General features: G+C 60.0%; 13 protein-coding genes. 3 read left to right on the top strand and 10 right to left on the bottom strand.

Annotated features, from left to right (window positions below; all coding sequences use genetic code 11):
* Positions 1–178: 178 nt before the first annotated feature.
* On the bottom strand, positions 179–520 hold the full coding sequence (locus tag ACMUJL_RS12285; protein ID WP_068288575.1) for a DUF2853 family protein: 342 nt from the start codon (positions 518–520) through the stop codon (positions 179–181).
* Between the two features lie 168 nt (positions 521–688).
* On the bottom strand, positions 689–2,077 hold the full coding sequence (gene ahcY, locus ACMUJL_RS12280; protein ID WP_068288573.1) for an adenosylhomocysteinase: 1,389 nt from the start codon (positions 2,075–2,077) through the stop codon (positions 689–691).
* A gap of 171 nt (positions 2,078–2,248) precedes the next feature.
* Between ahcY and ACMUJL_RS12275 the strand changes: the two genes are divergently transcribed.
* The gene (locus tag ACMUJL_RS12275; RefSeq protein WP_068288570.1) at positions 2,249–2,845 is read left to right on the top strand and encodes an HD domain-containing protein; all 597 of its coding nucleotides are present in this window, start codon (positions 2,249–2,251) and stop codon (positions 2,843–2,845) included.
* A 19-nt stretch (positions 2,846–2,864) separates the two neighbouring features.
* On the opposite strand, the gene ilvA is transcribed toward ACMUJL_RS12275, so the two are convergent.
* On the bottom strand, positions 2,865–4,103 hold the full coding sequence (gene ilvA, locus ACMUJL_RS12270; RefSeq protein WP_416914285.1) for a threonine ammonia-lyase IlvA: 1,239 nt from the start codon (positions 4,101–4,103) through the stop codon (positions 2,865–2,867).
* Between the two features lie 120 nt (positions 4,104–4,223).
* Here ilvA and ACMUJL_RS12265 point away from each other — a divergent pair, with 120 nt between their 5' ends.
* Positions 4,224–5,450, top strand: a complete 1,227-nt coding sequence (locus ACMUJL_RS12265) for an argininosuccinate synthase (protein ID WP_068288564.1) — start codon at positions 4,224–4,226, stop codon at positions 5,448–5,450.
* A gap of 97 nt (positions 5,451–5,547) precedes the next feature.
* Here ACMUJL_RS12265 and ACMUJL_RS12260 read toward each other — a convergent pair whose 3' ends face one another.
* The 5 genes from ACMUJL_RS12260 to ACMUJL_RS12240 all read right to left on the bottom strand — a co-directional run bounded on the left by ACMUJL_RS12260 (position 5,548) and on the right by ACMUJL_RS12240 (position 10,893).
* A complete protein-coding gene (locus tag ACMUJL_RS12260) occupies positions 5,548–5,958 on the bottom strand; it encodes a DUF7282 domain-containing protein (protein ID WP_068288561.1) in 411 nt (136 codons plus the stop codon).
* Positions 5,959–6,054: 96 nt separating this feature from the next.
* On the bottom strand, positions 6,055–6,768 hold the full coding sequence (locus ACMUJL_RS12255; RefSeq protein ID WP_375567972.1) for an HAD family hydrolase: 714 nt from the start codon (positions 6,766–6,768) through the stop codon (positions 6,055–6,057).
* Positions 6,769–6,770: 2 nt separating this feature from the next.
* The gene (locus ACMUJL_RS12250) at positions 6,771–7,679 is read right to left on the bottom strand and encodes a D-amino acid aminotransferase (protein ID WP_068288553.1); all 909 of its coding nucleotides are present in this window, start codon (positions 7,677–7,679) and stop codon (positions 6,771–6,773) included.
* Between the two features lie 58 nt (positions 7,680–7,737).
* Positions 7,738–8,616, bottom strand: coding sequence for a ribokinase (locus ACMUJL_RS12245; RefSeq protein ID WP_375567974.1), 879 nt, complete (start codon positions 8,614–8,616; stop codon positions 7,738–7,740).
* 21 nt (positions 8,617–8,637) lie between these two features.
* Positions 8,638–10,893: an NADP-dependent malic enzyme gene (locus ACMUJL_RS12240; protein ID WP_375567976.1), complete on the bottom strand. Its 2,256-nt coding sequence runs from the start codon at positions 10,891–10,893 to the stop codon at positions 8,638–8,640.
* A 163-nt stretch (positions 10,894–11,056) separates the two neighbouring features.
* Here ACMUJL_RS12240 and mutS point away from each other — a divergent pair, with 163 nt between their 5' ends.
* Positions 11,057–13,672 (top strand): DNA mismatch repair protein MutS, encoded by a 2,616-nt coding sequence (gene mutS / locus ACMUJL_RS12235; protein ID WP_375567978.1) that lies wholly within the window; start codon positions 11,057–11,059, stop codon positions 13,670–13,672.
* A gap of 40 nt (positions 13,673–13,712) precedes the next feature.
* Here the strand turns inward: mutS and ACMUJL_RS12230 are convergent, their stop codons facing one another.
* Positions 13,713–14,276, bottom strand: a complete 564-nt coding sequence (locus ACMUJL_RS12230; protein ID WP_068288547.1) for a nucleotide exchange factor GrpE — start codon at positions 14,274–14,276, stop codon at positions 13,713–13,715.
* A 9-nt stretch (positions 14,277–14,285) separates the two neighbouring features.
* Complete coding sequence (gene hrcA / locus ACMUJL_RS12225; protein ID WP_416914284.1) at positions 14,286–15,350, bottom strand: heat-inducible transcriptional repressor HrcA; 1,065 nt, start codon at positions 15,348–15,350, stop codon at positions 14,286–14,288.
* Positions 15,351–15,438: the final 88 nt, after the last annotated feature.

Genomic DNA, 15,438 nt, shown 5'->3' with positions numbered 1-15,438 from the left:
CCCACGTGCTCCCTACACACCACACGTGATCACTGGATTAGGTTCCGGCCATACTGGCCCGACAATTCGACATTAGCCACAGACCAGCGGCCGCGCAAATTCCAAGTGCCGAAAATTCGTCTCAACAGCGAGAGGCCCGCAAGACATGCGGGCCGCCCACGATCAGGCTATCGCCTGCTTACTTGTAGACCGCTTCCTTGCCGAAATGCTTGGTCAGCATGTAGTAGACGACCACGCGGTACTTGTTCCGTTCGGATTTGCCGTAGGTTTCCACCACGGAGTTGATCGCCTCCATCAGCTTGGGGCTGTCGGGCAGTCCCAGTTTCTTGATGAGGAAATTGTTCTTCACGGTCTCCAGCTCGCTGTCCTGCGAGGCCGCAACGGTTTCGGCGTCTGCGTTGTAAATCGCCGGGCCGCAGCCGATCGTGACCTTTGTCAGCAGGGCCATGTCAGGCTCCATGCCGCACTTGTTCTTCAGATCGCTTGCATATTTCGCAATCAGATCGTCACGCTTTCCCATTCCTAGCTCCCTTACCAGTCAATTTTTTTGGTACCACGGCCAATGCGTCCCATCGGTCCGAGTGAAAGGTTAGCGAGTCTTCACCAACACTCAACGCTTTTATCAAAAGTAGGAAAGCAAAACGGCCCGCACAATGGCGGGCCGTTGCATCCAAAACAGTGTCTGCAATCAGTAGCGATAGTGTTCCGGCTTGAACGGACCTTCCGGCGTCACGCCGATATAGGCCGCCTGGTCGGCATCCAGCTTGGTCAGTTTCACACCAATGCGGTCCAGATGCAGGCGGGCCACTTTCTCGTCCAGCGCCTTGGGCAGGATGTAGACGCCGGGCTTGTATTCGTCGCCCTTGGTCCAGAGTTCGATCTGCGCCAGAACCTGGTTAGTGAAGCTGGCGGACATCACGAAGGACGGATGGCCCGTGGCGTTGCCCAGGTTCAGCAGACGACCTTCGGACAGCAGGATGATACGGTTGCCCGAAGGCATCTCGATCATGTCGACCTGCTCCTTGATGTTGGTCCACTTGTGGTTCTTGAGGGCAGCGACCTGAATCTCGTTATCGAAATGGCCGATGTTGCCGACGATCGCCATGTCCTTCATCGCGCGCATGTGGTCGATGCGGATCACGTCCCTGTTGCCGGTCGTGGTGATGAAAATATCGGCGGTGGCGACGACATCTTCCAGCAGGACAACCTCGAATCCGTCCATGGCGGCTTGCAGCGCGCAGATCGGATCGACTTCGGTGACCTTGACGCGCGCGCCTGCACCTTGCAGCGAGGCGGCCGAACCTTTGCCCACATCGCCGTAACCGCAGACAACGGCGACTTTGCCGGCCATCATCGTGTCGGTCGCACGGCGGATACCGTCAACCAGCGATTCCTTGCAGCCATACTTGTTGTCGAACTTCGACTTGGTGACCGAGTCGTTCACGTTGATCGCGGGGAACGGCAGCAGACCTTTCTTGTGCAGGTCATAAAGGCGGTGCACGCCGGTCGTCGTTTCCTCGGACACGCCCTTGATCGCGTCGCGCGTCTTGGTGAACCAGCCGGGGCTTGCGGCCATGCGCTTCTTGATCTGCGCCTTGATGACTTCTTCTTCTTCCGACTGCGGGACGGGGATGATCTCTTCCCCGGCTTCAGCGCGGGCACCCAACAGGACGTAAAGGGTCGCATCACCACCATCGTCGAGGATCATGTTCGCGCCTTCGGGGAACATGAAGGATTTGTCCAGGTAATCCCAATGCTCTTCCAGCGTCTGGCCCTTGATCGCGAAAACCGGCGTGCCGCCTGCGGCGATTGCCGCGGCCGCGTGATCCTGCGTCGAGAAGATGTTGCAGGACGCCCAGCGCACATCGGCACCAAGTGCCACCAGCGTTTCGATCAGAACCGCAGTCTGGATCGTCATATGCAGCGAGCCGACAATCCGCGCGCCTTTCAGCGGCTTGCTTTCACCATATTCGGCGCGGCAGGCCATCAGGCCCGGCATTTCGGTTTCTGCGATATCCAGCTCCTTGCGGCCAAAAGCGGCAAGCGCGATATCTTTAACGATGTAATCATTGGCCATCTGGGCACCCTTCATGCAAACTAATTTGGCGCTGCGCGTATCATTGTTTGAGCCTCGTCACAACGCTCCATCAAACTAGCCCGGCATCGGAAATTGTCATGCCTGCCGACGGAAGCTTGCGCCGCCACCGGCAAGCTGCTCAAAAGACGCTGATTGAGCTTGGGAGGAGTCATGTCGAAATCGCCCCGCGCATGGCAAAGGATGTTGTCAGGCCGCCGTCTTGACCTGCTGGATCCTACCCCTGTCGATATCGAGATCGAGGATATCGCCCACGGTCTTGCTTTCGTGGCGCGCTGGAACGGACAGACGCGCGGCGATCATGCCTATTCCGTCGCCGAACATTCGCTTCTGGTGGAGACGCTGTTCACCCGGATGGCACCGGGTATAGCGCCCAAGTGGCAATTGGCAGCCTTGCTGCACGATGCCCCGGAATACGTGATCGGCGACATGATCAGCCCGGTCAAATCCGCCGTCGGCCCCGGCTATGAAGAGCTGGACACAAGGCTGACAGCCGCGATCCATATCCGTTTCGGCCTTCCGGCCGCGATTCCGGCTGCGATCAAGAAACAGATCAAGCAGGCAGACCGGATCAGCGCCTGGATGGAAGCCATCGAGATTGCCGGCTTCAGCAAGGATGAGGCAGACAAGCTGTTCGGAAAGCCGGATCAGACAGTGATCCGCGGCCTTTCGATCCGCTTGCGCCCACCGGTCGAGGTGCGCGCCGATTACACGGCACGGCATCACGCGCTTCTTGCGCAGACAGGCTGACGGTGGAAACCGGGGCCTGTCAGATCAGGAATTCGGCCAAAGTCTCGTCATTGGTGATGTCGCGATAGGTGAACCCGGCCTTGTTCAGCTTGAACAGCAGGGAAGTGAAATTCTCGGGGCGAGTTGTTTCGATCCCGATCAGCACAGAACCGAAGTTGCGCGCCGATTTCTTGAGGTATTCGAACCGCGCGATATCGTCGTCTGGACCAAGGATGTTCAGAAACTCTTTCAAGGCACCGGGTCGTTGCGGCATGCGCAGGATGAAATATTTCTTCACCCCGGAATAACGCTGTGCCCTCTCCTTGACCTCGGGCAGGCGTTCGAAATCGAAGTTCCCGCCCGATGTGATGCAAACCACGGTCTTGCCCCTGATGCGGTCCGCCACGTCGACCAGTGCATCCACGGCCAGCGCTCCGGCAGGTTCCAGCACGATCCCTTCGACATTCAGCATCTCGAGGATGGTCGTGCAGATCCGGTCCTCGGGCGCGGTCACGACATCATGCAGGGACACATCCTTGAGGCGTGCGAATGTCTGTGTGCCGATACAGGCGACGGCCGCGCCATCGACAAAGGTGTTCACCTTGTCCAGCATCACCGGCCGACCGACCGACAGGGCCGCCTGCAGGCTGGCACCGCCCAGCGGTTCAACGAATGTATAGGCGGGATCAGTGCCGAAAAAACTGCGCACACCTGCGGACAGTCCACCACCACCGACAGGCAACAGGATATGATCGGGAACCTGCCCCATCTCGTCCATCATCTCGACCGCAACGGAGGCCTGACCCTCGATCACGTCGGCATCATCGAAAGGCGACAGGAAATGCCCGCCTTCCTTGGCGCAAAACGCCTGCGCAGAGGCCAGTGTATCGTCGAAGTAATCGCCCGTCAGCTTGATCTCGACCGCATCACCGCCAAACATTCCGGTCTTCTGGATTTTCTGCTGCGGTGTCGTCACCGGCATGAAGATCACACCCTTGACCCCGAAATGCCGGCACATGAAGGCGACACCCTGCGCGTGATTGCCGGCAGAGGCGCAGACAAACAGCCGTCGCCCCGGATCAGCCGCCAGAACCTTGCGCATCGCATTGAACGCGCCGCGCAGCTTGTAGGATCGCACCGGCGACAGGTCTTCGCGCTTCAGCCAGATGTCAGCCTCGAACCGCTCGGACAAATGCGCGTTGCGCAACAAGGGTGTGGCGGGAAAAACCTCGCGCATGGCGCGTTCGGCCGCGCGTGCCTGATCTTGAAACTGGGTCATGTCCGATCTCTGGCCCAGCTTGATCCATCACGCAAGCCAAAGCTGCGGCACGGCGGCCTCCTTGCCCTGCGGCACAAAACCCGTTAATCGCCGCAAAACGCATTCACTGGGGAAAAACACATGTCCGCGCCCAAGAAAGTCGTGCTGGCCTATTCAGGCGGCCTTGATACCTCGATCATCCTGAAATGGCTGCAAACCGAATATGGTTGCGAGGTCGTGACCTTCACCGCCGATCTGGGCCAGGGCGAAGAGCTGGAGCCCGCCCGCGCCAAGGCCGAGCTGCTGGGGATCAAGCCCGAGAACATCTATATCGAAGACGTGCGCGAAGAATTCGTGCGCGATTTCGTGTTCCCGATGTTCCGCGCCAATGCGTTGTACGAAGGGCTTTACCTGCTGGGCACATCGATCGCACGGCCGCTGATTTCCAAACGCCTGGTCGAGATTGCCGCCGAAACCGGTGCCGATGCCGTGGCGCATGGCGCGACCGGCAAGGGAAATGACCAGGTTCGCTTTGAACTGTCCGCCTATGCGCTGAACCCGGAAATCAAGGTGATCGCCCCTTGGCGCATCTGGGATCTGACCAGCCGCACCAAGCTGATCGAATTTGCCGAGAAGAACCAGATTCCGATCGCCAAGGACAAGCGCGGCGAGGCGCCCTTCAGCGTGGACGCAAACCTGCTGCACACCTCGTCCGAGGGCAAGGCGCTGGAAAACCCTGCAGAGCAGGCACCCGAATACGTCTATCAGCGCACCGTGTCGCCCGAGGATGCACCCGACACCCCGGAATATATCGAAGTCACCTTCGCGCGCGGCGATGCCGTGGCCATCAATGGCGAGGCCATGAGCCCCGCCACGATTCTGACCAAGCTGAACGAACTGGGCGGCAAGCACGGGATCGGGCGTCTGGATTTCGTTGAAAACCGGTTCGTGGGCATGAAGTCGCGCGGCATCTACGAAACGCCCGGCGGCACCGTTCTGCTTGAGGCGCATCGCGGGATCGAACAGATCACGCTGGACGCTGGCGCTGGCCACCTGAAGGACAGCATCATGCCGCGTTATGCGGAACTGATCTATAACGGGTTCTGGTTCAGCCCCGAACGCGAGATGCTGCAAGCCCTGATCGACAAGAGCCAGGAACATGTGACCGGCACCGTGCGGCTGAAGCTTTACAAGGGTCTTGCGACCTGCGTCGGCCGTTGGTCGGATCACAGCCTTTATTCCGAGGCGCATGTGACCTTCGAAGACGACGCAGGCGCCTATGATCAGAAGGATGCACAGGGCTTCATCCGCCTGAACGCACTGCGCCTGAAGCTGATCGCAACCCGGAACCGTCGCATCAAGGGCTGATCAACGGCACCTGTCGGACAAGACAAGAATGGGCGGCACCGCAAGGCGCCGCCCTTCTTTTGTGCGTTGGTCAGAACACAAGGTTCAGGCCGCGCAATTACTTCGCGGTGATCATCGTCATCACAAGCTTGCCATCGACGCGAATGGGGCCGTCTTCCTTGGCGCCCAGTGTATATTCGAAGATGCCGGTCTGCATGCCGCCTTCTTCTGCATGGATCATCAGCATCAGCATATCGCCCGAAGCCACCTCTTCGGTCAGGATGGCCGCCACGTCTGAGGTTTCACCTTTCCGCAGCGGTGCATGACCGACAACGGGACCGGGTTTCATTGCTGCATCCGTGCGATGCACGACAAGCCAACCGTTCACATCCGCCACGACTTTCGATGCCGTGACAGTGCCGCCGGACACATCCTGATCCATGGCCTCGACCATCTGGGCCATACCACCGGCGGCCATCGCCACGCCGGAAACTACGCTGAATGCTGCAGCCAAAACAAATTTCATCATTGGAACCTTTCCTTTTATGCGGTCTCAGGGGGATTTCACCCCTTGTGATGAAGCCACGCATCAAGGTCCGTGAAAGTTTCAGGCCAGTTCGGTTTTCTAAAGTTTTTTCGCGCTCAGCGCCTCGTAATGGGGCAAAGCCTGCTTGGCCAGTTCGGCGGCCGCACCCGAAAGCGCGGGCAAAGGCCCCTCGGCCGGGGCAAAACCGGTCGATTCATGCACGGCACCGTACCAATGGCTTGCCCAGATACCGTCAGACCGATGCCCGCCTTTCGGCCAGGACAGCATTGCAGGATCAAATGGAAGGCCAAGCGCGGTGCAAAGCCGGTTCAGCATGGTCGATGGATCGCGCCTGATATCAGCAGAATCGATCACAAGCGGGTCCAGACCCTGTTCCAGAAGCTGTTGGTAGATCTCGGTCTGCTGCGTGAACCCGATATCGGCCAGCGTGGGATTGTCGTATTTCGCCCCGAAACTGGCCACCACGCGCGCCGGATGACGGATCAGGAATACATGCCTTACCTGCGCGAACCAATCACGCGGCATCGCGGCAATCATGTGCTGGGTCATGTGCTTCTGATAGAAATGCGGCTTCCCCTCGGGGATCGGTCCAGTCAGCATCGCCCCAACCACATCGGGATCCACGGACTGCGATCGCAGGATCTGGTCGCGCATCGGATGATCCAGCCCCGTGCGTTGCAGGTAAGCCGCATAGAAAGGTTCGTCCACCACCGCGAAATCGGCCCGCGCCCCAAAGGAATACATCATCGCCGTCGACAGATTGCGCGGCCCTGACCACATTGCGATCCGCATGATCAGGCCGTTTCCCGCTGGATCAGTGCCTGATACAGCATCCTGATATGCTTGGTGACAGGACCCATCTGACCCTCGCCGATCTGGCGCCCGTCGATATGGCCAACCGGAGTCTGCGCGCCGAATGTGCCGGTCAGAAAAGCCTCGTCTGCTCCGTAGGTATCGACAAGGGAATAATTGCGTTCGAACACCGGAATCCCGTTTTCGCGGCATAGGTCGATCACCTTCTGGCGCGTAATCCCGTTCATGCAATAGTCGCCCGTACTGGTCCAGACCTGGCCCTTGCGGACGATGAAGAAGTTGCAGGCATTGGTCGTGTTCACAAAGCCATGCACATCAAGCATCAATGCCTCATCGGCGCCTGCCTTCTCGGCGGCGATGCAGGCGAGGATGCAGTTCAGCTTGGAATGGCTGTTCAGCTTTGGATCCTGGGTCATCGGCAGCCCGCGCAGATGCGGCACCGTGGCCAACCGGATCGGGCGCGGAATGCTGGGCTTGGAATGTTCCATGATGATCGCGATCGTGGGGCCTTGCCGCGACAGCGAGGGATGCTGGAAAGGCCGGGTCTTGACGCCCCGCGTCACCATCAGGCGGGCATGGGCGTCCTCGGTCATCTGATTGGCGGCCTGCGTATCCAGCACGGCCTGAACGACCTGATCGCGGCTTAGCCCGATATCAAGATCAATGGCTTTGGCCGCCTCGAAAAGGCGGTCCATATGTTCGTCCAGAAACGCCCATTTCCCGTTATAGAGCCTGATACCCTCCCAAACGCCATCGCCCAGCATGAAGCCACTGTCATAGACGCTGACCATGGCCTGGGCCTTGGGCACGATCTTCCCGTTGAGCCAGATCTTGATCGTCTCGTTACGGGCGTCTTCCGCCGCCTGATGGGTTGTCACGTGATCCGTCATCCGGCCCTCCTGTTTTCAGGCGCAGGCTAGACCGGAACAGACCTCGCGAAAAGCGGCTTTACCGGGGGCGATCCATCTGCTCGATCTCAAGCAGATCGGGGATCACGTCAGCAGTACCGACCCGCGTCACCATCAAGGCTGCCGCCTTTGTCGCCAGGGCGATGGCCTGCTCCATCGGCTGCCCGCGATCCAGACCCGCCAGCAGAAAACCGGTAAACGTATCGCCTGCCCCTGTTGTATCGACAGGCGTGACAGGAAGGGCCGAAAAGTCCCTGATCTGCCCGGTTTCGGCATGAAACCAACGGCAGCCATCGCCACCCAGGGTCACAACGACATCCGCGACACCCAGATCATCGGGGGCCTTGCCAAGTGCCTGCTGCAATTGCCCGGCCTCGACCGCGTTCAGGATCAGCATATCCATAAAAGGCAGCAGGTCCTTCACGGCATCGGCGTCGAACGGTGCGGCGGCATAGATCACGCGCAAGCCAAGATCAGACCCTGTTCTGGCGCAAAACGCCTGATGCGTCGTCTCGTTCTGCAGCAGCAGGATATCGCCGGGCGATGCTTCTGCCAGCGCAAGACCGATCTGCGGCTCGGTCATGGCATGATTTGCGCCGGGGACGATGACGATCGTGTTTTCACCTGCAGGGTCCAACAGGATGATCGCATGCCCGGTCGCGTCATCCACAACCGCTATGTGTCGCGTATCCACGCCATATTCCGTCAGAAGATCCCGCGCCCAGCGCCCATCCTGGCCAACCGCGCCGATATGAACGACATGCGACGCCCCGCGCGCCGCAGCAACGGACATATTGGCACCCTTGCCGCCCAGGCCACGACGAAAACCGGTTGCTGCAAGCGTTTCGCCCGGCCCGGGCAGATGAGGAACGGAATAGAGAAGATCGGCGTTGATGGAGCCGAGATTATAGATCGCCATTCCGCCCCCCGCTGTTTGCCGTCAGCCCACTTTGCAGGCCGCCAGCATCGCCATGTTGAGAATATCGTTGGCGGTCGAACTGGTCGAACAGATCTGGATCGACTGGTCGACACCCGACAGGATCGGACCGATCACGGTCGCCCCGGCCATTTCCTGCATCAGCTTGACCGAGATCGAAGCAGAGTGTCGCGCCGGAACCACGAGGATATTCGCCGGACCCGTCAGGCGCTGGAACGGATATGTCGTCTGCGCCTTCGGATTGAGGGCCACATCGACGGTCATCTCGCCTTCGAATTCGAAATCAACACCGCGCGTTTCCAGAACACGGGGGGCACGATGCATTTTTTCGGCTCGTTCTGACCGCGGATAACCGAAGGTCGAGAAGCTGACAAAGGCGACACGCGGCTCCAGCCCCAGATCACGTGCGACGCCGGCAGCGCGTTGGGCGATCGTGGCAAGATCGTTCTCGTCAGGCCATTCATGGACAAGGGTATCCGCGATCAGCACGATCCGGCCCTTGTGCAGCAGCGCAGTCACGCCCGCCGCACCATGCGCCGCGTCCGCATCGAAGACATGATTGATCAACTCCATCACATGTGCGGCCTTGCGGGTGGCCCCGGTCACAAGACCATCGCCATGCCCATGCGCCAGCATCAGGGCCGAAAAGACGTGCCGGTCACGCGCCGCCAGCCGGTGGATGTCATGCCGGTCGAAGCCTTTGCGCTGCAGGCGCTGATAGAGAAAGTCCTTGTACATCTCGAGATTTGGGGTGTTGGCCGCGTTGACGACCTCCAGCTCGGCCACGGCATCGGCCATACCCGCCGCTTCCAGCTTGGCCTTCACATCGTAATCACGCCCGACGACAAGAGCCTTGCCCAAACCGGACCGCTGATAGGTCACTGCCGCGCGCAGGACGCGCGGATCGTCACCTTCGGCAAAGATCATCCGCGCCTGGTTCGCACGCGCACGCGCATGAATCCCGCGCAGGATATTCGCGGTCGGATCCATGCGGCCTTTCAGGCCGACCTCATAGGCGTCCATGTCGATGATCGGGCGGCGCGCGGCGCCCGTTTTCATGCCGGCGCGCGCGACGGCGGGTGGAATGCGATAGATCAGGCGCGGGTCAAACGGTGTCGGTATGATGTAATCGCGCCCGAAGCTGAGGTTGCGGCCATAGGCCATGGCCACCTCGTCCGGGACATCCTCGCGTGCAAGTTCGGCCAGAGCCTCGGCGCAGGCGATCTTCATCTCGTCATTGATGGCACGGGCGTGGATATCCAGCGCACCGCGGAACAGGTAGGGAAAACCAAGGACGTTGTTCACCTGGTTAGGATAGTCCGATCGCCCGGTCGCAACGATGGCATCGGGGCGCACGGCATGCGCCTCTTCCGGTGTGATTTCAGGGTCAGGGTTGGCCATGGCAAAGATGACCGGATCCGGCGCCATGGATTCGACCATGGCCTGCGTCACCGCACCCTTGGCGGACACCCCAAGGAACACATCCGCATCCTTCATCGCCTCTTCCAGCGTCCGCAGATCGGTGCGCGCGGCATGGGCCGATTTCCACTGGTTCATCCCATCGGTGCGACCCTGATAGATCACGCCCTTGGTGTCGCACATGATGCAATTGTCGTGTTTCGCGCCCATCGACTTGAGCAGCTCGAGACAGGCGATCCCGGCCGCCCCTGCCCCGTTCAGAACGATCCGTACATCTTCGATCTTCTTGCCGGACAGATGCAGGGCATTGATCAAACCGGCGGCGCAGATCACGGCCGTGCCGTGCTGGTCGTCATGAAAGACGGGGATATCCATCACCTCTTTCAGGCGCTGCTCGATGATGAAGCACTCGGGCGCCTTGATATCCTCGAGGTTGATACCGCCGAATGTGGGGCCCATCAGACGAACGGCATTGATGAACGCCTCGGGGTCTTCGGTGTCCAGCTCGATGTCGATACTGTTCACATCGGCAAAACGCTTGAACAGAACCGACTTGCCTTCCATCACCGGCTTCGAGGCCAGCGCGCCAAGGTTGCCCAGACCAAGAACCGCCGTTCCGTTGGAAATCACGGCCACAAGGTTACCCTTGTTGGTGTAGTCATAAGCCGTCTCGGGGGCGGCGGCGATTTCCTCGCAGGGGACCGCGACACCGGGCGAATAGGCCAGGCTCAGATCGCGCTGCGTGGCCATGGGTACGGTTGCGGTGATCTCGAACTTGCCGGGTGTCGGCTCCATATGAAAGGCAAGAGCCTCTTCGCGGGTCAGTCTGGTCTTTGTCATGCGCTGCGGCCTGTTCTTTCTGAGGGTCATAGCGTCTTAGCCTGCCGCAGCCTGCGCCTCAACGCTTTTGCGTTTTCGCCTTTTACCAAAGAAGCGGGATTTGTAAGGTCTGCCGAGAAAACGAGGGGATACCGTGTCAGCAGAACAAGCCGCCGCAACGCCAATGATGGCACAATATCTCGGGATCAAGGCACAGTATCCCGGCGCACTTCTGTTTTACCGGATGGGCGACTTCTACGAGATGTTCTTCGAGGATGCCGTAGCCGCGTCTCAGGCGCTGGATATTGCACTGACGAAACGGGGCCAGCATGACGGGCAGGATATCCCCATGTGCGGCGTGCCTGTCCATTCCGCCGAAGGCTACCTGCTGACCCTGATCCGCAAGGGGTTTCGTGTCGCGGTATGCGAGCAGATGGAAGACCCGGCCGAGGCCAAGAAGCGCGGTTCGAAATCGGTGGTGCGGCGCGATGTCGTCCGGTTGGTGACGCCCGGAACACTGACCGAGGAGTCCCTGCTGGAAGCCCGGCGGAACAATTACCTTTGCGCCTTTTCCCTGGTGCGGGACGAGGCCGCATTGGCCTGGGTCGATATTTCGACCGGCGAATGCCATGTGATGCCGATGTCACCGGTAAGGTTGGGCCCGGAACTGGCGCGGCTGATGCCGTCAGAAGTTGTCATATCCGAGGCAGCCGAGGCTGATCTGGCGGGAATCGTCACTGATTCCGGTGCCGCCCTCACGCCGCTTGGCAGGGCCGCGTTTGACAGTACCGCGGCGGAAAAGCGTTTGTGCGCCCTCTACGGAATTGGGTCGCTCGAGGCCTACGGCACGTTCAACCGTGCCGAAGTGTCGGCGCTGGGCGCGGTGGTGGAATACCTGGACATCACCCAGAAAGGAAACCTGCCACTTTTGCGCCCACCCGTCAGAGAGGCCGAAGCCGGGGTCATGCAGATCGATGCCGCAACGCGGCGCAATCTTGAACTGACCCATGCACTGACCGGCGGGCGGGCGGGGTCCCTGTTGTCTGCAATTGATCGCACTGTCACCGCAGGTGGCGCGCGCCTTCTGGAGCGGCGGCTGTCCAGCCCGGCCCGCGACCTTGAAACGCTGAACAGCAGGCTCGATTCCGTGGGATTCATCCACGACAGCGGACGTCTTGGTGATGATCTGCGTGAGGCCCTGCGCAAGGTTCCTGACCTGGATCGCGCCTTGTCGCGACTTGCGCTGGATCGCGGCGGACCCCGCGACCTTGCGGCGATCCGCAACGGCCTGGAGCAGGCTGACAGGATCGCCACAATCCTGCAGCCCAGCGAACTTCCTTCATTGCTGAAGCAATCCGCCTCGGCGCTTTTGGGTCATGACGCACTGATCGATCTTCTGGGGCAGGCACTTGTCGCGGAACCCCCGCTTCTGGCCCGTGATGGTGGGTTTATCGCCACGGGGTATGACGCCGAACTGGACGAGATGCGCGCCCTGCGGGACGAGGGGCGATCCGTCATCGCAAGGATGCAGACCGAATATGCCAGCCAGACGGGCATTCAGTCGCTCAAGATCAAGCACAACAACGTTCTGGGCTACTTCATCGAAGTCACGGCGACACATGCGGAACGGATGTTGTCAGAACCCCTGTCCGACACATTCCGCCACCGGCAGACAACGGCGAACCAGCTGCGCTTTACCACCCCTGACCTGACCGAGATGGAAACCCGCATCCTGAACGCTGGCGGCCATGCGCTTGAGATCGAAAAGCGGCTCTATTCCACCCTGAAAGACAGTATTCTGGATGCTGCCGCCCATATCGGCGCAACCGCGCGGGCCCTGGCGGAACTGGATCTGTCCAGCGCCCTTGCAGATCTGGCCCGGGGCGAGAACTGGACACGGCCCAAGATCGACAATTCCCGGCGCCTGCTGATCGAAGGCGGACGGCATCCCGTCGTGGAACAGTCACTGCGCAAACAGGGTGGCGCACCATTTGTCGCCAATGATTGCGATCTGGGTGACGGCACCGATATCTGGCTGTTGACCGGCCCGAACATGGCGGGGAAGTCCACATTTCTGCGCCAAACGGCGCTTATCGCCCTTATGGCGCAGATCGGCAGCTTCGTGCCCGCAGCGCGCGCCGAGATCGGTCTGGTCAGTCAACTGTTCAGTCGCGTGGGTGCCTCGGATGATCTGGCGCGCGGGCGATCGACCTTCATGGTCGAAATGGTCGAAACCGCTGCCATTCTCAATCAGGCGGACGACCATGCCCTGGTGATTCTCGATGAAATCGGCCGCGGCACTGCCACATATGACGGGCTTTCCATCGCCTGGGCGACGCTTGAGCATCTGCATGACATGAACAGATGCCGCGCGCTTTTTGCGACCCACTACCATGAACTGACGGCGCTGGCCGGAAAACTGGACCGGGTGGATAATGCAACGGTCAGCGTGAAGGAGTTCGAGGGCGACGTCATTTTCCTGCATGAGGTACGCAAGGGTGCGGCGGATCGGTCCTATGGTGTGCAGGTCGCAAAGCTGGCGGGACTGCCCGATGCGGTTGTCAGCCGTGCCCGCGTGGTGCTTGACGCGCTGGAAAAGGGTGAACGCGAAGGTGCGGGCAAGCAAAAGGCGATTGTGGACGACCTGCCGTTGTTTTCGATGGCACCACCACCCCAACCAGCGCCACCACAAAAGCCATCCGTTCTGGAAGAGCGTTTGCAGGCGATTCATCCCGACGAATTGAGCCCACGGGAGGCGCTACAGCTGATCTACGAACTGAAAGAGGCGTCGCAAACCTGATTGCGACGCCCCTGTTGGTGAAAGCTTGAACGCGTCCTTGTCAGCTTGCAGGCATGGACGACACGCCGACCTGCGCAGGGCGCAGCAGACGGTCGTGCAGCATGAAACCATCGCCGGACACCTGGATGATGTCGCCCGCCTTGGTGCCGGGAACGGGGGCTTCGAACATGGCCTGATGCAGTTGCGGATCGAAACGGTCGCCAACCTGCGGGCTGATGACCGTGATCCCGTGCTTGCCGAAGACGCTGAGCAATTCGCGCAGGGTCAGCTCGACCCCCTCCAGCAGGGGACCAAAGGTCGCGCGCTGCTCATCCGTCGCAACCTCAAGTGCACGCTTGAGGTTGTCGTGGACCGGCAGCAGATCGCGGGCAAGCTTGGATCCGCCATACTGCTCTGCTTCGCGACGATCCTTTTCGGACCGCTTGCGCGCGTTCTCGGCATCGGCAAGGGCGCGCATGAACCGATCCTTCAGCTCATCGCGTTCCGCACGCAGCGTATCAAGCTCGATTGCCTCAGCGCTATATTCGATCGAGTCCTCTGCATATTCTTCCGCTTCTGCGGCTTCGATATCGTCAAGGAAATCGTCTTTTTTCGGCTCTGCCATAACTCACCTCTAGCTCCGGTCAGATATCATGCGTCCAACCAGTTGTGCCGTGTAGTCCACGATCGGCACAATCCGTCCATAGTTCAGGCGCGTGGGTCCGATGACCCCAACCGCACCGATGATCTTCCGATCAGCGTTCATATATGGACTGACCACCAAAGAGGAACCCGAAAGTGAGAAAAGTTTGTTCTCCGAGCCTATAAAAATGCGCACACCCTCGCCCTGCTGGGCAAGGTCAAGAAACTCGGCGATATCCTTTTTTCTCTCGAGATCATCGAAGAGGTGGCGGATCCGGTCCAACTCTTCATCCCCGCCCGCACCGCTCAGAAGGTTCGCGCGCCCCCTGACGATCAGACGCTCTGGCGCGTCTCCCTCTCCGGTCCAGACCGCGATTCCGCTTTCCACAAGGGCATGGGCCAGACCGTCAATCTCTTGTCGGCGCGAGTCGATCTCGCGGCGGATGGCCGTCTGAAGATCCGACAGGGTCTTGCCCTCGATCAGCGCATTCAGGAAATTCGCGGCCTCGCGCATCGATGAGGGTGTTTGCCCGGCAGGCGGCGTGAACAGGCGGTTTTCGACATGGCCATCTGCAAAGACCAGAACGACAAGCGCACGTTCATGGCCCAGGTTGACGAATTCCACGTGTTTGATCGGCGCCTCGTGCTTGGGGGCAAGCACAAGTGATGCGCCGCGAGTAACGCCGGACAAGGCCGTGCTGATCCTGTCCAGCATACCGGTCACATCCGAAGTGTTGCTGCCAAGCGTTTCGTCGATCTTGATGCGATCCTGCTCGTTCAGGTCACCCACCTCAAGCAGACCATCCACGAACATCCGCAACCCGCGCTGTGTGGGAATACGGCCCGCGCTGATATGGGGGCTTCCCAGCAATCCAAGGTATTCAAGGTCCTGCATCACGTTGCGGATGGTCGCAGCGCTGACCTTTTCGGACATCGTCCGTGTCAGGGTTCGGCTGCCGACAGGGTCGCCGCTTTCAAGATAGCCTTCGACAACGCGGCGAAATACTTCGCGCGAACGGTCGTTCATCTCATCGAGGATGGATTTTCCTTCGGTCATCGCGGCTTTCCTGATGGAACACCATTAAAGAGCCTGCGTGGAAAAGGTCAATCAGGCTTGCGTTTCGGGCTGTCTGGACTGTATCCCC

Origin of the sequence: Seohaeicola sp. (genome assembly GCF_048006315.1) — a bacterium.
GTDB lineage: Bacteria > Pseudomonadota > Alphaproteobacteria > Rhodobacterales > Rhodobacteraceae > Seohaeicola.
Note: the sequence above shows the minus strand (reverse complement) of the source record. Positions and strands in the feature narration are given on the sequence as shown.